This is a genomic window from Streptomyces silvae (assembly GCF_016745505.1).
In the GTDB taxonomy this organism is placed as follows: Bacteria; Actinomycetota; Actinomycetes; order Streptomycetales; family Streptomycetaceae; genus Streptomyces; species Streptomyces silvae.
Window position 1 is genome coordinate 1 of the sequence record NZ_JAERUC010000034.1, and the last position, 22,228, is coordinate 22,228.

The following is a 22,228-nucleotide window of genomic DNA, read 5'->3' on the forward strand; positions in this document are numbered from 1 at the left end:
GGGCATCCGGGGACGCCGGGGCATCCGGGGACGCCGGGGCCGGGCAGGCCGGGACGGAACGAGGCGGGCCCGGGCAGGCCGGGGACGCCCGAGGGGGAGCACGCCGATGACACATCAGATCCGTCCCCTGGACGACCAGGACGAACCGGCGCTGCTGCGGGACCAGTTCCGCCAGCTCCTGCGCTACCGCGCTCTGCTCGCCGGAGGTGTCCTCGTGGGCCTCCTCGGCGGGGGGTTCCTCGCCCTGAGCGGCGACGACACCTACACGGCCGCCGGTGAGGTGCAGGTGCGTTCGGCGACCGCCGACCCCTTCGCCACCGGGGCCTCCGCCGACAAGGGCATCAACATCGGCTCCGAACGGCAGACGGCGGTCAGCGACACCGTGGGCGACCTGGCCGCCGGAACCCTGCTCAAGCAGGGCGACGACGTCACCGCCCGGAAGCTGCTGGCCGGGCTCCAGGTGACCAACCCGCCCAACACCCTCACCCTCCGCTTCTCCTACACCGGGGCCACCCCCGAGCAGGCCCGCGCCCGCGCCGAAGCGCTGGCCAACGCCTACCTCGCGCACCGCAAGGCGCGTACCGAGGAAAGCATCGACAACATGGCCGACGGCTACCGCGCCCAGCTCGAACCGCTGGAGGAGAAGCGCGACCTGCTGGAGGAGCGGACCGGGGTCGGCGCGGCGGACGACGTCAGCAGCGCCCGCGCCAACATCATCGTCTCCATCTCCGAGCTGAGCCGGAAGATCTCCGAGCTCAAGGCGCTCGACACCACCCCCGGCTACCTCAACAAGAAGCCCGTCGCCCCCACCACGCCCGCCGGTGCGGGGCTGCCGCTGCTCCTCGGGCTCGGCGCGGTCGTCGGCCTCGCCCTCGGACTGCTGCTGTCCTGGGTCCGCCTCGTCTTCGACCCCGCCGTACGCTCCCCCCGCGAGCTCGTCCGCTCGCTCGGGGCCCCGCTGCTCGGCACCCTGCCCAGGGAACGCGCGGCGGCGGGCACGCTCCTCGCGATCGGGCGCAGCGGTTCACGGCTCGCCGAGGAGTACCGCGCGGTGGCCTTCCGGCTCGCCTACGACCCGTCGTTCGCGGAGAGACGCCGGCTCCTGGTCACCGCCCCGCGCGGCGACGACACGGCCGCGAAGGCCGCGGCCGTCAACCTGGCGGCCGCCTTCGCCGAGATGGGCCGTGACGTCCTGCTCGTCGAAGCCGATCTGCGCACCCCGTCCCTCGCCCACGACCTGGGACCGGCCGCCCACGAGGTCCGGCCGCCGCGCTGGGCCGCCGACGACGGCGACCGGGGCTGGCCCGCCGGTGCCCGCTCCAACGTGGACGTGCCCGGCTCGGGAGCGTTCGCCCTGGTGGCCGGGGTCACCGCGGACAACGTGCCGCGCGCCCTGACCTCCGCCTCCGTCGGCCGGATCGTCGCCGAGGCCGACCGCCCCGGCGCCGTCGTCATCGTCCTCGCCCCGCCGGTCCTGTCGTACGCCGACGCGGTCGCCCTCGTCGACCGGGTCGAGGGCGTCATGGTCGTCTGCGACCCCCGTGAGGTGCACCGGAGCGACCTGGAGCGCATCCGCGAGATCATCGGCGCCTCCGGCGGCTCGGTGCTGGGCGCGCTGCTCCACACCGGCCGGGGCAGGCTGCGCCGCGCGGACCGCCGGCACAAGTCCCCCCGGCGCCGCACCGGCGGGCCCGGCGGACCGGCCGCCGACGCGGACGCACCGGAGGTCACCGGCAGCCCCGACGAGACGATGGGGCTGCGCTCCTTCACGCTCCCGGGGGCGCGCCGGTGAGAGCCCGCACCGCGATCCTCTGCTCGGTCGCGGACCAGGGCGTGGCGGCGCTCACCAACATCCTGGTGCTGGTGGCCGCCGCCCGGCTCTCCACCGTGGCCGACTTCGCCCGCTTCTCCGCGGTCTACCTCGTCTTCACGGTGCTGCTGGGCGTCTCCGGCGCGTACACGGGACAGCCGCTGGTCCTGCGGCGCGGCGGCGCGGACACCCTGGGCGCCTGCCGCTCGGCCGTCGCCTTCACCCTCGGGGCCTCGGCCGCCCTCGGCGCCCTGCTGGCCGCCGTCTGCCTGTTCGTCCCCGGGGACACCGCGCGCGCCCTGCTGGCCCTCGGCCTCGTCCTGCCGGTGGTGCTGGGCCAGGACGCCCTGCGCTACGCCTTCTCCACCCTCCAGCGCCCCCAACTCGCCCTGACCTCGGACCTGGTGAGGCTGGGCTGTGTGCTCGGCGCCCTGGCCGCCCAGGAGTACGGGGCGGCCCCGGCCCGGCTGATCGGGGTCTGGGGACTGTCCGCCCTGCCGGCCCTCCTGCTGTCCGCCGCACTGCTGCACCGCGCCACCGCCGGGGCACCGCTGCTGCTGCGCCCGATGCTGCGGCGCGGCCACCTCGGGCAGCGCTTCACCGTCGAGTTCGGCGTCGGCAACGCGACCAGCCAGCTCTCCGTCCTCGGCCTCGGCGCCGTCGGCAACCCGCTCCTGGTCGGCGCCCTGCGCGGCGCGACCACCCTGTTCGGCCCGCTCAACGTGCTCTACACCTCCGCCACGTCCTTCGGCCCGCCGCTGCTCGGCCGGATCGACGACGAGCGGCGCCGCGTGCGGGCCACCGCGGGACTCGCCGCCGTCCTCGCCGCCACCGCCGCCCTCTGGGCCGTCACCCTGGCCCTGCTGCCCGACGGCGCGGGCCGCCAACTCCTCGGCGACACCTGGCCGACGGCCGCCGCCCTGCTCCCGGCGACCGGCAGCCAGTACGCCGCGATGGCCGTGGGCACATCCGGACTGCTCGCCCTGCGCATGCTCGACCCGCGTACGACCCTCGGCATCCAGGTCGTCTTCTCGCTCACCGCAGTGGCCCTGATGGCCGGGGGCTACGCCCTCGGCGGCGTCCCCGGGGCCGCCTGGGGGCTCGCTCTCGGATCGCTCTGCAAGGCCGCCGCCACCTGGGCCCGCGTCGCCCGGCTGCGCCGCCGTCGGAGCACGGCGGAAGCGCTCAGCGCCGACGTGCTGCCCGCTGCTCCCTGAACGTACTGATCGCCAGCAGACACAGTGCGGCGATGGCCAGCTTCCCCGCCGCCTGGAGGAGCGGGCCACGCAGCAGGATGAAGGTGTATCCGGCGATCAGCGGCGCCGCGATCGCCAGCACGCTGCCCGGACCGGGCCCCGCCCGGGTGACGGCCAGCGCGTACCGGCGGTCGGTGCGGGCCGACGCGTAACCGATCAGGGCCAGCCCGCCGATCATGCCCGACGCGCCGAAGTCGACCCAGAACTCCGTCCACAGCGGGGCCGAGAGATTGGTCATCCGCAGTCCCATCCACTGCCCGACCCGGACCCCCGTGTCCTCCGGTTTCCCGCTCCACACCGCACGCGGCACGAAGAACAGTCCGGAGCCGGCCAGTTGGCGGCCGTACGTGTGCCCCCGGGTGTCGACCCAGGAGATGGTGTTGGCGAACATCACCATCTGGTCGTAGTCCTTGGTGACCAGCGGATCGAAGACCGAGGCCGACTGAACGGACCGCTGGCTCCCCTCCTCGTACCGGAACCGGTCGGCGTACGGGAACAGCACCAGCGCCCCCACCACGCCCGTCGTCAGCACCGTCCGGTAGACCGCCGCACTGCTCGGGAACGCGGCGAACGCGAACGCCACCACCACCGTGAGGAACCAGTAACGAGCGTTGGAGACGGGGTTGTTGACCAGGAGGTTCAGGGCCGCCAGAGCCACCCACACCAGCACCGTCGACGCTCTGCGCCGGGCCCGGTAGGAGGTCGCCAGGCGGCGGGTGTAGAAGAGCAGCGCCAGCAGCGCCGGGACCTGGCCGAAGCCCTTGATGAACGCGGAGCCGACATTCGACCCTTCCGTGACGACTCCGCTCGCCGCCACGGTCTCGTTGATCTCCTGCCGGCTGGAGAAGAAGACCGCGGGGCCGCCCAGCTTCAGCACGTAGAACGCGCTCGCCGTGAACGCCAGGAGCACGAGGAGCCGCAGCCGCACCGGATGCGCCACGGCGGGCCCGCCGCCCGGGCCCCGCGCGGAGGGCATACGGCGCCGCAGTGGCCGCCGCGAGGCCAGCAGCGCCCCCAGGTCGTAGGCGGCACACCCCACCAGGACCATCGCGATGGCCGTGACGAGATCCTGGCGCGGCCCCACCATCGGCGTCGGCGTCTGCCCGATCACCACTTGGGCGAACGGCGCCACGCCCATCGCGATGTACACGAACATCCAGAAGACGCCCTGGAGCAGCCGCCGGCGGGTGGAGAGGATCATCGTGGCAAGCCGGGCCCCCGCGTAGCAGGTCAGCACCAGCTGGAGCCAGTACGCCGTGTCCCGGACCCCCGCGCCGGGCTGGGCGGCGATCACCGCGGGCAGGAAGCAGACCAGGCCCAGGATGAGGGGCACGGACACGGCCCGCGACAGCATCGACCAGACGATCGGTCGTTCCGGCGCGTCGGAGGCGGGCCTGCGGGCCGGCGTGCGCGCCGACGTGTGCACCGACGTCATGCGCCCCCCCGGGATCAGTGAACCGCTGAACACCTTAACGAATCAGCCCACTTGAGGGGGGCCGATGGCTACGCTGTGAACACTTGGCCAAAGTCGAGGGGAACTCTGGTGAAAATACTGCACGTTGTCACGCTCCATACCCCGGACCACGCCTTCGGCGGTCCGACCCGGGTGGCGTTCAACCTCTCCAAGGTCCAGCGGGCGAACGGCGACGACGCGCGCGTCATGGCCCTCGGCGACGGCTTCCCCGAAGGTGAACTTCCCGGCCGGGTCGAGGGAGTTCCGGTCCATCTCTTCCAGGCCAGGCACGTGCTCCCGATGTTCGAGGTCAGCGGCATCACCTCCGCCGCGCTGCTGAACACCGCCCGCCGCATGATGCGCGGCGCCGACCTCGTCCACGTCCATCTGATGCGGGACCTGGTGACCCTGCCGGCCGCGCTGCTCGCACTCGCGACCCATACGCCCCTGGTCGTCCAGACCCACGGCATGATCGACCCCACCGAGAAGAAGGCCGCCCAGCTCACCGACCTCCTGGGGGTCCGCAAGGTGCTGCGCGAGGCGGACGCCGTCCTGCACCTGACGGAGATGGAACGGCTCGACGTGAACGCCGTCGCCGCCCCTGTCCCGCTCACCCGCACCGTACGGCTGGTCAACGGGGTCCGCCCGCAGGAGCGCAAGCCCGCCCGTCAGCCCGGCCGCCCGCCCACCGTGCTCTATCTGGCCCGGATCCAGGAGCGCAAGCGGCCCGAGGACTTCGTCGCCGCGATGCCGCACGTCCTCGCCCGCCACCCGGACGCCCGCTTCGTGCTGGCCGGTCCTGACACCGGCGCGCTGGCCGGCACCCTCGCCCTGGCCCGGAAGCTGGGCGTGGCCGGCTCCCTCGACCACGTGGGCCCGCTGGAGCACGACGAGGTCCTGGCCGCCGACCGCGAGGCGGATGTGTATGTGCTGCCCGCGATCGAGGAGCCGTTCCCGGTCTCGGTGCTGGAGGCGATGTCGGTGGGCACCCCGGTCGTCATCACCCGCACCTGCGGGCAGGCCCCCGATGTGGCGGAGGCGGGCTCGGGCCGGGTCATCGACAGCCGGGTCGGCGAGGACGCGGCCAACGGGCGCAAGGTCGCCGACGCGATCCTGGAGCTGCTGGAGCCGGAGGCCGCCGAGCAGGCGGGCAAGGCCGCCTGGGAGCTGGTGAACGAGCAGTTCACCATCGAGGCCGTCACCGCCACCCTCCGGCGGACCTACGAGGACGTGGTCCGCCGGAGGGCCTGACGCTTCAACCCGTCTTTCCTTCACGGGACTTGAGGGCGATCTGCCAGCGGTAGAAGCTCATCGCGAGCGCGAAGTCGAGGCCGGCCCGGCCGTCCAGGAATCCCCGCTTGTAGAGGTACATGTAGGCGAAGGACACCACCGGCTTGAACGGCGCCTTGTGGAACAACTGCCCCTGGCGCGACTTGACCTGGCGCACCTGCTCCTTCACCTGGGGGTGGTGCTCCAGCCAGGCCTCCCAGTCCGAGTAGCGGTTGTGCCGCTCGAACCACGCGGTGACCGGGTCGAGGTCCTGGTGCTCGATGGGGTTGCTGAGCGCCTCCGCGGTCGCCGCGACCGGCTGGTAGTGGCCCTCGACCTCACCGATGCCGGGCGCCGCGAGGTCGCCGACCTCCGGGTAGGAGCACCTGGTCCGGTCGGTCAGGGACCGCTTGCGGATCGTGTAGCCGTGCCGCAGCCGCTTCCCGGAGAACCAGTAGCCCAGCGGTATGTCGTACGCCGCCGGCTTCGGGCTCTCCCGGTCGGCGAAGATCCGCCGCAGCTCGGCGAGCAGGCCGGGGCTCAGCCGCTCGTCACCGTCGAGCAGCAGGATCCAGTCCAGATCCGTGCGGACGTTCTCCAGGCACCACTGCTTCTTGCGCGGATGCCCGCCGTCCCAGGTGTACGTGACCACTTCGGCGCCGCACTCCTCGGCGATCTTCGCCGTGTCGTCGGTGCTGTGGGAGTCCACCACGACGACCGCCTCGAAGTGGCCCAGGACCGACTTCACGGCCTCGGCGATGTTCAGGCCCTCGTTCTTCGTGGGGATCGCGACGGCGATGGGCAGCTTGCTCATCCGTTGTCTCCTTGCGGCAGCCAGGCGTAGCAGCCTGTGGAGGTGAAGGTGCGGGCGGTGGCGGGGACGGTGACGGTCACCGGCTCACCGGCGCCGGACGAGCCCGACGCCAGCTCCTTGCCCTTCGCCCCGGTCAGCTGCCAGCTGCAGGCGTCGGTGGGGGAGGGGGCGCGGTAGCGGCCGGCCCTGAGCTTCGTACCGGTGTGCGTGCCGTCGGCGTAACCGAGGGCGGCCTCGTCGACGAGGTCCTGGTGCCGGGGGCAGAGGTGGGTCACGGCCGGCTCCGCGCCGGTGACCTCGCCGGAGACGATCGCGGCGACGGCGATGTCCCGGTCGGCCTTGACCAGGTAGCGGAGCCGGTCGCAGGTCTCCTGGCCGGTCTGGAGCACCGCGGCCGGGTCCATCCCCTTCGGCACCCGGTCGGTCAGGTACTCCTTCTGCTTCTTGGTGAAGGTGCCGGTGGCCGGGGTGAGTTCCCCGGCGGGCGCCTTCGGCGTACTGCTGGGCCCGCGGGGGCCCGGGGCCGTCGTCGGGGAAGCGGACGGCGCGGGGGAGGCCGCCGCCGTGACGGACGGCGTGCCGCCCGCCGCGGCGGCGGTCTCCTTGCCCCGGTCGTCCTGCCCGCCGGACGAGCCGCAGGCGGCCAGTACCGCCGTCGCGAGGGCGACGGCGGCACCGGCCAGGAACGGGTGTCTCATTCAGCGTTCCTCAGTGCGTAGTGCGCGCTGACCTGGGAAGCGCTCAGCGCAGTCGGGTAGACGGCGGTCTCGTCGATCTGGCCCGCGAAGAAGTTGCTGGTCGGGCGGCTCGGCCAGTTGGCCAGGTTGTCGCCGCCGACCCGCCAGTACCCGGGGTAGTTCTCGTTGCCGGTGTAGAGGAAATTGGAGGCCCGCAGCTGCCCGTCGACGTACAGCGCCATGCCGCCGGTGCCCTGGGTGGCGACGACGTGGTGCCAGTTGCCGTCGTTGAAGGCCCCGGTCGTGGTGACGGTGCGGTAGCCGCCGCTGTAGACCCCGAAGACCAGCCGCCCGTTGTTGGCCATGTAGACCTGCTTGTCGTAGCGGGTGCTGTTCTGCATGGTCAGATTGCCGAACCCGATGATCTTGCCGCCCCTGACCGTGGTGGTTTTGATCCAGGTCTCCACGGAGAAGCGGGTGGGCTGGGCATGGCGCTTGTTGCTGTACGCGTACTCGCCGGCGCCGTCGAAGCCGATGGCGGTCGAGCTGCCCGCGATCGCCGCCGGGGTCTGCCGGTAGGCGGGGGCGTTGCGCAGGAAGCCGTTGTTCAGGCCGCCCGTGGTGTCCGCGGCGAAGGTCGAGGTGCCCTCGTCGTAGCGCCAGTACAGCGAGGCGCCGTCGGACAGCACCCGCGCAGGGTAGGGCTGGGCGGAAGCCGCGACGGTCGCCGACTGGGCGGGTGACTTGGCGCTGGTGTTGGTGCCGTCGCTCGCCGTGATGCGGTACGAGTGGGTCTCGCCCGCCGCCACATCGGTGTCCGTCCACTTCAGCTGCGGGCGGTCCCAGAAGAGCGAGTAGCCCGTGGCGGTGTGCACGGGTGTGCTCGCGCCGTCCTTGTAGATCCGGTACGTCAGCTCCCCGTCGTCGGTGTCGAAGCTGGTCTGCCACTGGACGTCGATCCGCCCGGGGGTGACCGTGGAGAGGCTGACGTTGGGCACCCAGGGCACCCCGGTGTCCGGGCCGTCGGCGAAGCGGGTCAGCCCCTGCTGGCCTGTGCCGTTGACGGTGGTGAACTCCCCGCCGACCCACAGGTAGTGGTGGCCGCCCTTGTCGGTCTGCGTCATCACCCGGGGCCCGACCGGCTCGCCGATGCCGTCGTTGGTGTCCGGGAACCAGGGCAGCAGCTTCGGGTCGTCGACGGACTGGGCCAGCAGATGCCTGCGCGGCTGGTCGGGGAACTCGTCCATGCTGGAGCAGTCATGGGCGTGGCTCCCGCTGTACAGCACGCCCGAGTGGACCAGGACGGCCTGGGTGGCGCCCAGGCAGGTGTCACGCCAGCGCTGCTGGTAGTCGTCGAGGTCGATGGCGATACGGCCGTCGAACACCCCGCCGCCCGTGCCCTCGTTGGCGGTGTACAGGCCGGTCGCGTCCGTGGTCAGGTCCTGCACGGTCGAGGTGTTGGGGATGAAGCCCGGGTAGCTCTTGGTGAGCGCGCCCGTCGTGGCGTCGACCACGGCCAGCGCGTGCGAGGTGGTGCCGTTCACGGTGAAGAAGTCACCGCCGAGCGCCACGTGCTGCCCGTCCGGGGTCACCTGCACGGCCCGCGCCACCTCGTCGGCGTTGGCCGTCCACGGCAGCAGACCGGCGCCCGTGGTGACCGCGGCGAACTTGTTCCTCGTCTGCCCGCCCACGCTGTTGAAGTCCCCGGCCAGATAGACCGTGTCCGCGGTGACGTCCAGGGCCCGTACGGTCGCCGACACGGAGATCTTGAAGTTCTGGCGAGGTGTGCAGGTCGCGGTGTCGACCGCCACGATGTTGCTGACGCCCACCCCGTTGACCGCGCCGAACTGGCCGCCCGCGTACAGGGTTCCACCGTCCGGTGAGAGGGCGAGCGCCCGTACGGTCGCGGTGCCCGAGGACAGGGTGAACGACAGGCTGCACCCGGTCGGCGCCCCTGTCGCCGCGTCGAACGCCGCGAAGTTGACGGCGGGCTGCTCCGAGGTGCCGGCCGCCGCGCCGGGCGGCCGGACGGTGGAGAACGTGCCGCCCGCGTAGACGACCCCGTCCGCCGCCGCCATCGACCAGACGATGCCGTTGGTCTGCCAGGTGGTGAGGTCGTCGGCGGTGAGGGAGACCGGCGGTGTCAGCGACGCCGCCGGGGAGGCGCCGGCCGCTGTCGCGGTCAGGGCTCCGGCGAACAGGCAGAGCGCGGCGGAGGCGGCCCGCACACGGCCGCTTCTCCCGGGTCTCCGCCCCGAGCTTGCGTTCATCATTCAACTCCGATGGTGAGGACGAGCTGCGGCCGAAAGGCCGTGGTTGCCTCGCCCGGCCGGATGCGGAGACGGTCCGTCCCGCTGCCGGTCGGGGCGAGTGAGGTGACGGAGCCCAGGGCCCCGCCCGGTGCTGACGCGGCCGGCTCCGCCGAGTGGCCGGTGGAGACCGGGACCGCGCCGGTGATGGTCCCCGGCACGGGCGTGGAGAGCGCCGGCCGGGTGTCGTGGGTGACCGCTGATCCGGTCGGTGTACCGGTGACCGGCACGCTGTCGTGGCTCCCGGCCGACCTCGCGATCGGGACCACGCTGTTGACACAGGTGTCCTCGCCCGGGGCGGCGAGCGCCGTGAGGCCCGGCACGGCGGCGAAGACCCTGCTCCGGGTGCGTCCGAGGCGTCCGGCGCCTCCCGGTCCGCTCATCGGTCCACCCGCACCGCGGACCCCGCCAGCTGGTCGCTCAGCAGCCGGATGTCGGCGTCCACCATGATCCGGGCCAGCTCCCGCGACTTCACCTCCGGCTTCCAGCCGAGCAGTTCCTCCGCCTTGGACGCGTCCCCGATCAGCGCGTCGACCTCGCTGGGACGCTCGTACTTCGGGTCGTAGCGCACATGCTCGGCCCAGTCGAGACCCGCGTGCTCGAAGGCGTACTCCAGGAACTGCCGGACGCTGACCCCCTCACCGGTGGCCACCACGTAGTCGTCGGGGGTGTCGCACTGGAGCATCCGCCACATCGCCTCCACGTACTCCGGGGCGTACCCCCAGTCGCGTACGGCGTCGAGGTTGCCCAGATGCAGCCGGTCCTGAAGGCCCGCCTTGATCCTCGCCACCCCGCGGGTGATCTTCCGGGTCACGAAGGTCTCACCGCGGCGCGGGGACTCGTGGTTGAACAGGATGCCGTTGGTGGCGAACATCCCGTACGCCTCGCGGTAGTTGACCGTCGCCCAGTACGAGTACACCTTGGCCACGCTGTACGGGCTGCGCGGGTGGAACGGGGTGCTCTCGTTCTGCGGGGGCGGGCTCGCACCGAACATCTCGGAGGAGGACGCCTGGTAGACCCGGGTCTCGATGCGGCTGGCCCGGATCGCCTCCAGCAGCCGGACCGTTCCGAGCCCCGTGACGTCCCCGGTGTACAGCGGCGCGTCGAAGGAGACCCGCACATGGGACTGCGCGCCGAGGTTGTAGACCTCGTCCGGCTGGATGTCCCGCAGCAGGTTCACCAGCGCGACCCCGTCGGAGAGATCGGCGTGATGGAGCACGAAGGAACGATTCGCTTCCTCGGGGCCCTGATAGATGTGGTCGATCCGCTCGGTGTTGAAGCTCGACGAGCGGCGTATCAGGCCGTGGACCGTGTACCCCTTCTCGAGCAGCAGCTCCGCCAGGTACGAACCGTCCTGTCCGGTCACGCCGGTGATGAGTGCGGTTTTTGCCATGACTCCCCCCTTCTGTGGCCGCCCTGCGGGCGGTTCGGTTCACCGAAATATCTGTATCTGAGCGGAATGCGGCAAAGTGTCACCCGGGTGCCGGGCTGCTGGCAGAATCCGAGCCATGACGACCGACCTCCCCGGACCTTCCCGGGAATCCGCCCGCCCCCTGCTGCGCCCCGGCTCCCGCATATTCGTCGCGGGCCACCGCGGCCTCGTCGGGTCGGCCCTGGTGCGCCGCCTCACCGCCGACGGCCACGACGTGATCACCCGTGGCCGGGACGAGCTCGACCTGCGCGAGGCCGCGCCGACCGAGGCGTTCCTGCGTGACACCCGCCCGGACGCGGTCGTGCTGGCCGCCGCCAAGGTGGGCGGGATCATGGCCAACAGCACGCGTCCGGTGCAGTTCCTGGAGGACAACCTCCGGATCCAGCTCGCCGTGATCGCGGGCGCGCACGCCGCCGGGATCCAGCGGCTGCTCTTCCTCGGCTCGTCGTGCATCTACCCCAAGCACGCCCCCCAGCCGATCCCCGAGGACGCGCTGCTCACGGGCCCGCTGGAGCCGACCAACGAGGCCTACGCGCTGGCCAAGATCGCCGGGATCGTGCAGGTCCAGTCGTACCGCCGGCAGTACGGCGCCTCGTACATCAGCGCCATGCCCACCAATCTCTACGGCCCCGGGGACAACTTCGACCTGGAGACCTCGCACGTCCTGCCCGCCCTGATCCGCCGCTTCCACGAGGCGAAGCGGGACGGCGCGGACCAGGTCACGCTGTGGGGATCCGGCAGCCCCCGCCGCGAGTTCCTCCACGTCGACGACCTCGCCGCCGCCTGTGTGCGGCTGCTGGAGGTGTACGACGGTGCCGAACCGGTCAACGTCGGCTGCGGCGAGGACCTCACCATCCGCGAACTCGGCGAAACTGTGCGGGATGTGACGGAGTACCAGGGCGGCATCGTCTGGGACACCTCGAAGCCCGACGGCACCCCGCGCAAGCTCCTGGACGTGTCCCGGCTCTCCTCCCTCGGCTTCAAGCCGCAGATCCCCCTGCGGGACGGCATCGCCCGCACCTACGCCTGGTGGCTCGGCCGGAACGCCCCCCGGGGCTGACGCTCCGGCCGGACGGCCGCGGTACGCACCGAACTCGTGCACGCCGGTCTCCTCGTGTCCCCCCACCACGTCTCAGTACGCCCCGCGGCCGTCGGTGACGGCGCGCACCGTGCGCGCCAGGAGCCCCATGTCCGTGACCACCGACCAGTTGTCGACGTACCAGAGGTCCAGCGAGACCGTCTCCTGCCAGGAGAGGTCCGACCGCCCGCTGACCTGCCACAGACCGGTCAGGCCCGGCCGCACCGCCAGCCGCCGCAGCTCCCGCTCGTCGTAGTGCGACACCTCCTCCGGCAGTGGCGGACGGGGACCGACCAGGGACATGTCACCCCGCAGCACGTTGAGGAGCTGAGGGAGCTCGTCCACGGACGTACGGCGCAGGGCGTGGCCGATGCGTGTCACACGGGGATCGCGGCGCATCTTGAACATCGGGCCCTCGCTCTCGTTCGCTGCCGAGAGCTGCTCCCTGCGGGACTCCGCGTCCGCCACCATCGTGCGGAACTTCCACATGGTGAACGGCCTGTTGTGCCGGCCGTGACGGATCTGCCGGTGGAAGACCGGCCCCGGCGACGAGAGCCGCACGGCCAGTGCCACCGCGAACAGGAGCGGCGCGAGCACCAGCAGCCCGAGCGCGGCGCCGGCCCGGTCCACGACGGTCTTGAGCACGGCCTGCGGGCCGCGCCGCAGCGGTGGTGCGACGTGCAGCAGGGTCAGCCCGGCGGCCGAGGCGGGCCGCACCCGGGCCGCGGCGACCCCCGACAGGTCCGAGAGCACGCAGAGGGCGAGACCGCCGTCGTGCAGGCCCCACGCCAGCCGGCGCAGCCGGTCGTCGTCGAGCTGGGGGCCGGGTGCGACGAGCACCAGATCCGCGTCGTGGGCGAAGGCGCCGCCCAGCACCGTGGAGACGTCGTCGTCGGCCGGCCTCGGCGCCAGCCGCCCCGTCACCGGAGTCCCGCAGTCCGGCGCCGCGGGGCCCACCGGGACCACTGCCACCGCCGTGTACGGGTGGTCCTCACGGGAGTTGAGCAGGCGCACCGCCCGGTCCAGTCCCGCCGCCTCACCGACCACCAGGACCCGGCGCACCCCCCGGCGCCCCGCCGTGCGTAACCCGCCCGCCGTCCCGGCGAGGACGGCCACGGCCAGGCCGGGCACCAGCGCCGCGACGGCGGCCGCCGGGTCGAGGTCACCGCCCGTCACGGCCAGCAGCACCGCCAGTAACCCGACGAGCACCAGCCAGTCGCCCGAGGAGGCGCGGGCCGCCCCGGGCGCTTCCCCCGGCAGCCGCCGCTCGTACCGGCCGCGCGCCGCGCGCACCCCGGTCCACACGAGTGCGGCCGACGCTCCGGCGGCCAGCGGTCCGGGCTGGTCGCCGGCCCGCAGCACTAGCCAGGCGGGAACTCCCAGGCCCAGCAGGTCGGTCAGGACGAGGAAGGGCACACGCGGACCGGACGACTTCTTCGCCGGTGGTCTCTCCGCGTGATCGCGCTCAACGGTCGTCGGGGTGCTCCACACGCGCTCCGGAGCCACCGTGCGGTTCCGGGAAGCGGCGGTACGCGGTCGTGGTGCTCCCGCGAGCCCGACAGGCCCGGATATATCCGATTCAGGTATCTCGACATGCCCCATGAACCCCCCAGCCACAGTTGCATCCCCACAAACGGGGCGCATCCGCCGATCCCATGGACAGACGGATGCGCCCTCGCTCGGTGCACGATATCCACACACGTGCCATTTCGCTGGAGTTCTCGTGAAGTTCAGACACAGCGGACGATGTGATCCGTGTCGCCCTCTCCGGAGGGTTGAAGGGGGCCACACCTAGAGTGGAGGGATGGAACCGCTTTCCGAGGAACAGACCCGCAAACTCGTCGCGATCGTGGCGGACCTGGCCAGGCAGGGGCGTACGCCGGAGCTCCTGGAGTTCTTCGACCACGGGCTGCCCGTCGACGTGCAGGACCCGGAGGGCAACACCGCCCTCATGCTCGCCGCGTACCACGGGCACACCGGGACGGTCGGGGCGCTCATCGCGCGCGGGGCCGACGTCGACCTCCGTAACGCCAGGGACCAGTCACCGGTGGCGGGGGCCCTGTTCAAGGGCGAGGACGCGATCGTCGCCGCGCTCGTCGCGGCGGGCGCCGACCTGGACGCGGGGACCCCCAGCGCGCGGGCCACGGCCGAGATGTTCGGGCGGACGGCACTGCTCACGTAGCCGCCCCGCACGCGTGAGGGCCCGGGGCGGCCGACCGCCGCCCCGGGCCCTCACGTACAGCCGGTGGTTCAGGCCTGCTTGGAGGCCTTCAGAGCCTCGATGGCCTTGCGCACACCCTCACCGTAGGCCGGGTCGGCCTGCGTGCAGTGGTTGATGTGACGCTCGACGGTGGCCTGGGAGGCGCCGTCGATGGCCCGGGCGGTGTTGCCGAAGAGGGCGTCCTGCTGCTCCGGGGTCATCGCCCGGAAGAGGTTGCCCGGCTGCTCGAAGTAGTTGTCGTCGTCCTCGCGGTAGTCGAACCGGTCGGCCGCGGCGCCGTCGAGCGCCAGACCCGGCTCGGCGAACTGCGGCTGCTCCGCCCAGCGGCCGTAGCTGTTCGGGGTGTAACCGGGGACCGCGCCCTGGTTGCCGTCCACGCGCAGCTGGCCGTCGCGGTGGTAGGTGTTGACGTTCTTCGCGCCGCGGGGCTGGTTCACCGGGATCTGGTGGTGGTTGACCCCGACGCGGTAGCGGGCCGCGTCACCGTACGAGAACAGCCGGCCCTGGAGCATGCGGTCGGGCGAGGCGCCCACGCCGGGCACGAGGTTGGCCGGGGTGAAGGCGGCCTGCTCCACGTCCGCGAAGTAGTTCTCCGGGTTGCGGTTGAGCTCGAACTCGCCGACCTCGATGAGCGGGTAGTCCTTCTTGGACCAGACCTTGGTGAGGTCGAACGGGTGGTAGCGGTACGTCGCGGCGTCCGCCTCCGGCATGACCTGGATGGAGAAGGTCCACTTCGGGTGGTCGCCGCGCTCGATGGCGTCGAACAGGTCCGCCTGCGAGGACTCGCGGTCGTCGGCGACGATCGCGGCGGCCTCCTGGTCGGTCAGGTTCTTGATGCCCTGCTGCGTACGGAAGTGGAACTTCACCCAGAAGCGCTCGTTGCTCTCGTTGATGAACGAGTACGTGTGGGATCCGAAGCCGTGCATGTGGCGGTAGCCGTCGGGGATGCCGCGGTCCGACATGACGATGGTGATCTGGTGCAGCGCCTCGGGGAGGTTCGTCCAGAAGTCCCAGTTGTTCTCCGCCGACCGAAGGTTGGTGCGCGGGTCACGCTTCACGGCGCGGTTGAGGTCGGGGAAGTGGTGGGGGTCGCGGTGGAAGAAGACCGGCGTGTTGTTGCCGACGACGTCCCAGTTGCCCTCCTCCGTGTAGAAGCGGAGGGCGAAACCACGGATGTCGCGCTCGGCGTCGGCGGCGCCGCGCTCACCGGCGACGGTGGAGAACCGGGCGAAGACCTCCGTCTCCTTGCCGACCTCGGAGAAGAGGGCGGCACGCGAGTAACGGGTGATGTCCTGCGTCACCTTGAAGGTGCCGAAGGCGCCGGACCCCTTGGCGTGCATACGACGCTCCGGGATGACCTCACGGCTGAAGTGGGCCAGTTTCTCCAGGAACCAGACGTCCTGGAGCAGCATCGGGCCACGCCGACCGGCGGTGACGGCGTTCTCGTTGTTCGCGACAGGTGCGCCGGCGGCAGTCGTCAGCGGCTTCGTGTTGTCAGAAATTTTCCTGCTCCTCCGTGTGAAGACTTCAATGCACCGACTCCGGGTCCCGCCGGCCGCGCGCGGTCCGGCAACCGGGGCACAGGCCCCAGTACGTGACCTCCACGTGGTCGATGGCGAACCCGTGGTCCTGGGGCGCCTCGGGGCGCGGAGAGCCCTGGGGGACATCGACGTCGGCGATCGTGCCGCACGAGCGGCAGACGACGTGCTGATGGTTGTCCCAGGACTGTCCCTCGTACCGTGCCGGAGAGTTCGGCAGGTCGATCCGCCGCGCCAGTCCGGCGTCGACGAGCGTCTTGAGTACGTCGTAGACGGCTTGGGTCGAGACCGCGCCGATGCGTGTACGGACCAGGGTGAGGAGGGTACTGACATCGGAGTGCGGGGCCTCGTGGACCGCCGAGAGCACGGCGACCCGGGGGCGGGTCACCCGCAACGACGCTTCCCGCAGGAGCGCCCTGGCCTCGGTTTCGATCACGTACGCAGTGAACCACCTTTCTGGAATGATTCCAATGAAAGACTGAAACCAGTTCTGGGGACCGGGGTGTGCAGGGAGCTTGATGTCCGATTCCCGCCAGCTCCGAGGGTGCGCATGACGCATCCTTGAAGCATGACCAGCGACGACAGCAGGTACGAGGCGGTGACGAGCCGCGACGCCCGGTTCGACGGCGAGTTCTTCTTCGCCGTGTCCACGACGGGGATCTACTGCCGCCCGAGCTGCCCGGCCACCACGCCCAAGCGCCGGAACGTGACCTTCTTCCCGACCGCGGCCGCCGCCCAGAGCGGCGGGTTCCGTGCCTGCCGGCGCTGCCGCCCGGACGCGGTGCCCGGCTCGGCGGAGTGGAACGCCCGCGCCGACCTGGTGGGCCGCGCGATGCGACTGATCGGCGACGGAGTCGTCGACCGCGAGGGCGTGGCCGGGCTGGCCGCGCGCCTCGGCTACAGCGCCCGCCAGGTGCAGCGCCAGCTGAACGCCGAGGTCGGCGCGGGCCCCATCGCGCTCGCCCGCGCCCAGCGGGCCCACACCGCGCGGGTCCTGCTCCAGACCACGACCTTGCAGGCCGCCGACGTCGCGTTCGCCGCCGGGTTCGCCAGCATCCGCCAGTTCAACGACACGGTCCGCGAGATCTACGCGCTCACACCCGGCGAGCTGCGCACCGCCCGCCCCGGCCGCTCCTCGCGCTTCGGTTCCGTCGGCGCCGCCGACGGGGCCGGGGGAGTGCCGCTGAGGCTCGCCTTCCGGGGACCGTACGCGACGGCCGGGATCTTCGACCACCTCGCCGCCCGCGCCCTGACCGGCATCGAGGAGATGGCCGGGGCGCGGGGCGACCGCACCTACCGGCGCACCCTGCGCCTGCCGCACGGAACCGGCATCGCCGAGGTCCAGGAGCGGACCGGCGACGGCTGGCTGGAGTGCCGGCTGCACCTCGGCGACCTGCGCGACCTGACGACCGCGACCCAGCGGATGCGCCGGCTCTTCGACCTGGACGCCGACCCCCACGCGGTCGCCGAACGCCTCGGCGCGGACCCCGCGCTGGCCCCGCTCGTCGCCCGTACGCCCGGACTGCGCGCCCCCGGAGCCGCCGACGTCCATGAGCTGGCCGTCCGGGCCGTCCTCGGCCAGCAGGTCTCCGTGGCCGCGGGCCGCCGGCTGGGCGGCGCCCTCGTCGCGGCCCACGGCGCACCCCTCCAGGTGCCCAGCGGCGCCCTGACCCGTACGTTCCCCGACCCCGCGGACCTGGCGGAGGCCGGCCTGGAGGAGCTCGGGGTGCCCGCGTCCCGGCGCGACACCCTGCGCGCCGTCGCCGCCGCGCTGGCCGACGGGCGGATCGCGCTCGACCCGGGCGCCGACCGCGACCGGGCCGAGAAGGAACTCCTGACCCTGCGGGGCGTGGGACCCTGGACGGCCGGCTACATCCGCATGCGGGCGCTCGGCGACCCCGACGTGCTGCTGACCGGTGACGCGGCCCTCCGGGCGGGCCTGCGGCACACCGGTGCCGACGCGGTCGACGCGGAGGCCTGGCGCCCCTGGCGTACGTACGCCCTGCACCACCTCTGGAACGCCACTGCCGGCCGGTCCCGTCCGGTGGCAGCGTGACGTCCGAATCCCGCCAGCCGAATCGCCCCGGAACCCGCACAGTTGACGTACACGACACCGACGCACAGCCCGGAAGGACCACGACCATGACGCTCTACACCACGATCGACAGCCCGCTCGGCGAGCTGCTGCTGGTGGGCGAGGAGTCGGCCACTGCACAGGGCGGCACCGCCCTCGCCTCGCTCTCCGTGCCGGGGCAGAAGGGCGGCGCCACGGTCCAGGACGGCTGGACGGAGAGCGCGGAGGCCTTCACCGTCATCGCGGGCGAACTCCGCGCGTACTTCGAGGGCAGCCGGACCCGCTTCGGGATCGAGCACGCCGCCGGCCGCGGCACCGACTTCCAGCGGCGCGTGTGGAAGGCCCTGGAGGACATCCCGTACGGCACGACCCTCAGCTACGGCGAGATCGCCGCCCGGATCGGTGCGTCGCGCGCGGCGGTGCGCTCCGTCGGCACCGCGATCGGCGCCAACCCGCTGCTGGTCGTACGCCCCTGCCACCGGGTGATCGGCGCGAGCGGCGCCCTCACCGGCTACTCGGGCGGCCTCGACCGCAAGAGGCGGCTCCTGGACCTGGAGAGCCGCCACCGGGCGGTCTGAACGGCCGCGTCCCGGTGGCTGGCCGAAACATGTCGCCCGCACGCGCCCCGAGTGGTCCGTCGCGACGGGAACGGCAGGCCCCGACCGGATCGGCCGGCGCTGCGACCGGGCCGCCGCCGTCCCCGGCTCCGCGCCATTGCCGTGAACCGCCCTCCCCGGCCCTCCTGGGCCGCTCCGGGCCGCGTTGTCAGTGCACGCCAGTAGGTTCATGAGTGTTCCGCCGGTCCGGCGGGAACACCCCCTCAGCTGTGCATGGGAGATGGCGCGTTGTCCGATTGGGAGAGGTCGAGCACGGCCCGGGTGATACCACCCGCGAGGCCACGCAAGCTCGCCAAGGTTCCGTTCGTCGAGCTGGCCGACGGGCGCCTGCAAGGTGTGGTGTCCAGCGGCTCGGACATCGGGCGCGTCTACGTCTCGTCCGTCGCCGCGGGGACCTACGCGTTCGCCTGCAGCACCAACAACAACCGGCCCTGCGGCGGCGCGCGCGGATCGTTCTGCAACCACATCGGCGCCCTGATCAACGAGGCGGTCCTCCAGTACGGCGCCGAGCGCGTCGTCCGGTATCTGAAGGCCGAGGTCCCGGAGGGCGAGGTCGACGGTGCCGTGCTGGCCTCGGCCATGAGGAGCACCCGGCCGCCGGCGGACGGGACCAAGGCCGCCGCCTCCGTCTTCAGCCGCTTCCTGCGCCACCTGGCCTACCTCGAACACCCTCCGGTCACGGCACCGTTGCCCGAGATGCAGTTCTTCCCGCCGACCCGGGCGGTGGCCTGATGCGCACCGGACTCCTCACCGAACCCGTCGACGGACTGGGCGAGGCACTGGAGGCCATCGACGCCTTCGACCGGGCGCTCGTCGCCGGCCTGCTCCGCCCCCAGGCCGACGGAGCCGCGGGCCCGGCACGGCTCGCCGACGCAGTGGCGGGGACACCGCTGGCCGCCAGGGTCGCCGAGGCGGCGGCGAAGGCGGCCGCCGGAGTGGCGGGCGAGGACCACTTCGTGGCCCTGGCCGCCGCCAGGACCGCGCTGCTCGGCTCCGTCCACGACGCACTGCTGGCCCGCGTCGAGGAGGCGGCCGGCCGTACGCGCGACGCGGACACCGCACCGGCCGCCGCCGAACGGCCGCCCGCCGCGAATCTGCTCACGGCCGCCCGCGCCTGGCTCTCGGACCTGGCGCGCTGCGGATGGCAGGGCCTCGACCACGAGGTGGTGTCCGGGGCGGCCGAGGTCGTCTCCGCGATGCTCCCCGACCCGTCCCGGCGCCGCCTCGCGACGCTCCTCGACGGTTTCGCCGCCGAACTCGCCGCGTCCTGCCCCGGCGCGTCGGCGGAGCGCTTCCCGGTACGCCGATGGGCCGACCTGTGGTCGCGCGGGATGCTGCTGACGGTGCCCGGAGCCGCCGTTGCGCCCGCTACGGGGACCGTCGACGGCCGGCTGCTGCCCCTCGGCATCGACCTGACGGAGCACGCGACCGCCGCGCAGGCGCAGGTGCACGCGGTGTTCGAACCCGCCGACGGATCCGCGTCCCGCCTCGTGCGCGCCGCGGTGTCCGTGCCGAAGCCGGACACCGTCGTCGGAGCTGGGATCTGGCAGCTGCTGCGCCCGCACATGTCGCTGCTCGCGGCCGCCGGCGAGGGGCGCTCGATGGAGCTCACCGGTATGCCGGTCACCGCCGAGGGCGACCTCCTCTGGAGCGACGAGCACGCCCGCCCCGGTGAGCCCGCCGAGGCGTTCGCCACCGCCCGCGTGGCCCTGCCCACCGCGACCGCCCCGGTGACCGCGCCCCTGGACCGGCATCCGGCGCGCATCGCCGTACCCGTCTTCCTGGAGGGCTACACCGCCCGGACGGACGACGACGGACGACTGACCTTCACCGTCGCCGGGACCGAACTGGCCGTGGACACCGACCGGATCCCGGCCGCCGGGCCGCTCACGCCCGAGGCCGTCGCCACGTCCGGCGCCTGCATCGCGCTGATCCGCTGGGACGCCGGCGCGTTCCGTGTGCAGCCGCTCGCCGTCGAGACCACGGTGCGGAAGAAGGTGACCCCGGTGCACGCGGGGGCATGGGCCGGGGGGACGGCCGACAAGGCCGGGGCCAGGGCCGAGAAGGCGGCCACCGACGCCGCGAAGGTGCTGAGCGAGCGCGCGGGAAGGCTGCTGCGGAAATGACCGGAGAGCAGAGCCCCGAGGTCACCGCAGGGACCTCCGCGTACGACGCGACCGCAGTGGACCTCCCGCTTCAGGCGACCGCGGAGGGCCCCTCGCCCGCGACGACCGGAGAGGCCCCTACGCCCGACGCGACCGCGGAGGCCGCCATGCCCGAGGCGCCCGGACAGGTCGCGCACGACAACCGCCGCCAGGTCATGTACTGGCGCCTCCTCGCCCGGCTCTTCGACCACGAGGAGCAGGCCTCCCTGGAGTCCGCGAGCCTCGCCGTGATCGAGGACATCGGCCTGCCGGCCAAGCTGCTGGACCCCCAGGCGTCCGTCGACTCCGTGGTCCAGCGCCACCCCGAGCTGGCCGCCGACTTCGAGGGCCTGATGGTCCCCGCGGCGGAGGAGGGCGAGGACGCCGGCCCCCGTGACCGGGCCGCCGAGGTGCGGCGCGCCGCGCTCGTGTCGAAGGTCCTGCTGAACGTCTTCCACACCCCGCCCGGCACCGTCACCGCCGGCCAGTTGTCCCGCTGGCAGTCAGACGCGGGCTGGCTGGAGCGCGCCCTCGGCTGCGAGCCCGGCGAGCTGCGCGGCGGACGCGCGGGAGGGACGGGAGCCGCCCCGACAGGCACCGGCGGCGGAGGCAGGACCCCCGACCTCAGCCGTCTCGTCCCCGGGATCGGCCCGGAGCTCGGCTCCATCGAGGCCGGGCTCGTCAAGCGCATGCGGCTCCGTGAGGTGCTCGCCGACCCCCAGCTGGCCGCACAGCTCACGCCCAGCATGTCCCTGATCGAGCAGCTGCTGCGCGACAAGGACAACCTCTCCGGTGTGGCCCTCGCCAACGCCAAGGCGCTGATCCGCCGCTTCGTCGACGAGGTCGCGGAGGTCCTGCGCACACAGGTCGAGAAGTCGACCGTCGGCGCCCTGGACCGTTCGGTCCCGCCCAAGCGGGTCTTCCGCAACCTGGACCTGGACCGCACGATCTGGAAGAACCTCACCAACTGGAGCCCCGAGGAGGAACGGCTCTACGTCGACCGCCTCTTCTACCGCCACACCGCGCGCAGGACGACGCCCCAGCGGCTGATCGTGGTCGTCGACCAGTCGGGCTCCATGGTGGACTCCATGGTCAACTGCACCATCCTGGCCTCGATCTTCGCGGGACTGCCCAAGGTGGACGTCCACCTCATCGCGTACGACACCCAGGCGCTCGACCTCACCCCGTGGGTGCACGACCCGTTCGAGACCCTGCTGCGCACCAACCTCGGCGGCGGCACCGACGGAACGGTCGCCATGGCACTGGCCCAGCCGAAGATCGCCGAGCCCCGGAACACCGTCGTGGTGTGGATCTCGGACTTCTACGAATGGCAGACCGAGCCGCTCTTCGAGAGCATGGCCGCCATCCACCGCTCCGGGGCCAAGTTCATACCGGTCGGCTCCGTCTCCAGTTCCGGCCGCGCCAGCGTCAACCCGTGGTTCCGCGAGCGGTTCAAGGACCAGGGGACCCCGGTCCTCTCCGGCCACATCCGCAAGCTCGTCCACGAGCTCAAGACCTTCCTGACCTGAGACCGGT

19 protein-coding genes are annotated in these 22,228 nt (G+C 72.5%); 10 read left to right on the forward strand and 9 right to left on the reverse strand.

The annotated features are described in order from the left end of the window. Nucleotides 1–106: 106 nt before the first annotated feature. Together JKV81_RS05260 and JKV81_RS05265 are read left to right on the forward strand one after the other, a co-directional pair. On the forward strand, nucleotides 107–1,792 hold the full coding sequence (locus JKV81_RS05260; RefSeq protein WP_202075017.1) for a lipopolysaccharide biosynthesis protein: 1,686 nt from the start codon (nucleotides 107–109) through the stop codon (nucleotides 1,790–1,792). Continuing rightward, nucleotides 1,789–3,027, forward strand: coding sequence for an MATE family efflux transporter (locus tag JKV81_RS05265; RefSeq protein ID WP_202075018.1), 1,239 nt, complete (start codon nucleotides 1,789–1,791; stop codon nucleotides 3,025–3,027). Before JKV81_RS05260 ends, JKV81_RS05265 begins: the two co-directional genes overlap by 4 nt. On the opposite strand, the gene JKV81_RS05270 is transcribed toward JKV81_RS05265, so the two are convergent. Then, nucleotides 2,996–4,501: a hypothetical protein gene (locus JKV81_RS05270; protein WP_129266062.1), complete on the reverse strand. Its 1,506-nt coding sequence runs from the start codon at nucleotides 4,499–4,501 to the stop codon at nucleotides 2,996–2,998. The genes JKV81_RS05265 and JKV81_RS05270 overlap by 32 nt on opposite strands. Before the next feature lie 108 nt (nucleotides 4,502–4,609). Between JKV81_RS05270 and JKV81_RS05275 the strand changes: the two genes are divergently transcribed. Further along, nucleotides 4,610–5,770: a glycosyltransferase gene (locus tag JKV81_RS05275; protein ID WP_129266063.1), complete on the forward strand. Its 1,161-nt coding sequence runs from the start codon at nucleotides 4,610–4,612 to the stop codon at nucleotides 5,768–5,770. A gap of 4 nt (nucleotides 5,771–5,774) precedes the next feature. On the opposite strand, the gene JKV81_RS05280 is transcribed toward JKV81_RS05275, so the two are convergent. From JKV81_RS05280 to gmd, 5 genes are read right to left on the reverse strand one after another with little or no spacing between them, the layout of a single operon-like run. Then, a complete protein-coding gene (locus JKV81_RS05280) occupies nucleotides 5,775–6,602 on the reverse strand; it encodes a glycosyltransferase family 2 protein (RefSeq protein ID WP_129266064.1) in 828 nt (275 codons plus the stop codon). Further along, complete coding sequence (locus JKV81_RS05285; RefSeq protein ID WP_129266065.1) at nucleotides 6,599–7,300, reverse strand: Rv1352/Rv1906c domain-containing protein; 702 nt, start codon at nucleotides 7,298–7,300, stop codon at nucleotides 6,599–6,601. Before JKV81_RS05285 ends, JKV81_RS05280 begins: the two co-directional genes overlap by 4 nt. Then, complete coding sequence (locus tag JKV81_RS05290; protein ID WP_129266066.1) at nucleotides 7,297–9,552, reverse strand: LamG domain-containing protein; 2,256 nt, start codon at nucleotides 9,550–9,552, stop codon at nucleotides 7,297–7,299. The genes JKV81_RS05285 and JKV81_RS05290 overlap by 4 nt, the downstream gene beginning before the upstream one ends. Continuing rightward, nucleotides 9,549–9,971 carry a hypothetical protein gene (locus tag JKV81_RS05295; RefSeq protein WP_129266067.1) on the reverse strand — a complete coding sequence of 141 codons (423 nt, stop codon included), beginning with the start codon at nucleotides 9,969–9,971 and terminating at the stop codon, nucleotides 9,549–9,551. The genes JKV81_RS05290 and JKV81_RS05295 overlap by 4 nt, the downstream gene beginning before the upstream one ends. Next, entirely contained in the window at nucleotides 9,968–10,981 is a 1,014-nt protein-coding gene (gene gmd / locus JKV81_RS05300; RefSeq protein WP_124275257.1) for a GDP-mannose 4,6-dehydratase, read from the reverse strand. Before gmd ends, JKV81_RS05295 begins: the two co-directional genes overlap by 4 nt. A 115-nt stretch (nucleotides 10,982–11,096) precedes the next feature. Between gmd and JKV81_RS05305 the strand changes: the two genes are divergently transcribed. Beyond that, nucleotides 11,097–12,080, forward strand: a complete 984-nt coding sequence (locus tag JKV81_RS05305; protein ID WP_202075019.1) for a GDP-L-fucose synthase family protein — start codon at nucleotides 11,097–11,099, stop codon at nucleotides 12,078–12,080. A gap of 72 nt (nucleotides 12,081–12,152) precedes the next feature. Here the strand turns inward: JKV81_RS05305 and JKV81_RS05310 are convergent, their stop codons facing one another. Next, the gene (locus tag JKV81_RS05310; RefSeq protein ID WP_129266070.1) at nucleotides 12,153–13,700 is read right to left on the reverse strand and encodes an exopolysaccharide biosynthesis polyprenyl glycosylphosphotransferase; all 1,548 of its coding nucleotides are present in this window, start codon (nucleotides 13,698–13,700) and stop codon (nucleotides 12,153–12,155) included. Nucleotides 13,701–13,902: 202 nt separating this feature from the next. Between JKV81_RS05310 and JKV81_RS05315 the strand changes: the two genes are divergently transcribed. After that, nucleotides 13,903–14,280, forward strand: coding sequence for an ankyrin repeat domain-containing protein (locus JKV81_RS05315; RefSeq protein WP_129266071.1), 378 nt, complete (start codon nucleotides 13,903–13,905; stop codon nucleotides 14,278–14,280). A gap of 68 nt (nucleotides 14,281–14,348) precedes the next feature. On the opposite strand, the gene JKV81_RS05320 is transcribed toward JKV81_RS05315, so the two are convergent. After that, the gene (locus JKV81_RS05320) at nucleotides 14,349–15,821 is read right to left on the reverse strand and encodes a catalase (RefSeq protein WP_129267160.1); all 1,473 of its coding nucleotides are present in this window, start codon (nucleotides 15,819–15,821) and stop codon (nucleotides 14,349–14,351) included. Between the two features lie 25 nt (nucleotides 15,822–15,846). After that, entirely contained in the window at nucleotides 15,847–16,293 is a 447-nt protein-coding gene (locus JKV81_RS05325; protein ID WP_129266072.1) for a Fur family transcriptional regulator, read from the reverse strand. 132 nt (nucleotides 16,294–16,425) lie between these two features. Here JKV81_RS05325 and JKV81_RS05330 point away from each other — a divergent pair, with 132 nt between their 5' ends. The 5 genes from JKV81_RS05330 (at nucleotide 16,426) to JKV81_RS05350 (ending at nucleotide 22,221) form a co-directional block, all read left to right on the forward strand. Then, nucleotides 16,426–17,913 carry an AlkA N-terminal domain-containing protein gene (locus tag JKV81_RS05330; RefSeq protein ID WP_129266073.1) on the forward strand — a complete coding sequence of 496 codons (1,488 nt, stop codon included), beginning with the start codon at nucleotides 16,426–16,428 and terminating at the stop codon, nucleotides 17,911–17,913. 86 nt (nucleotides 17,914–17,999) lie between these two features. Further along, nucleotides 18,000–18,509 (forward strand): methylated-DNA--[protein]-cysteine S-methyltransferase, encoded by a 510-nt coding sequence (locus tag JKV81_RS05335; protein WP_129266074.1) that lies wholly within the window; start codon nucleotides 18,000–18,002, stop codon nucleotides 18,507–18,509. A gap of 252 nt (nucleotides 18,510–18,761) precedes the next feature. Beyond that, nucleotides 18,762–19,280 (forward strand): hypothetical protein, encoded by a 519-nt coding sequence (locus JKV81_RS05340; protein ID WP_129266075.1) that lies wholly within the window; start codon nucleotides 18,762–18,764, stop codon nucleotides 19,278–19,280. Beyond that, the gene (locus tag JKV81_RS05345; protein WP_202075021.1) at nucleotides 19,280–20,674 is read left to right on the forward strand and encodes a hypothetical protein; all 1,395 of its coding nucleotides are present in this window, start codon (nucleotides 19,280–19,282) and stop codon (nucleotides 20,672–20,674) included. The genes JKV81_RS05340 and JKV81_RS05345 overlap by 1 nt, the downstream gene beginning before the upstream one ends. Before the next feature lie 146 nt (nucleotides 20,675–20,820). Beyond that, a complete protein-coding gene (locus JKV81_RS05350) occupies nucleotides 20,821–22,221 on the forward strand; it encodes a vWA domain-containing protein (RefSeq protein WP_202075036.1) in 1,401 nt (466 codons plus the stop codon). Nucleotides 22,222–22,228: the final 7 nt, after the last annotated feature.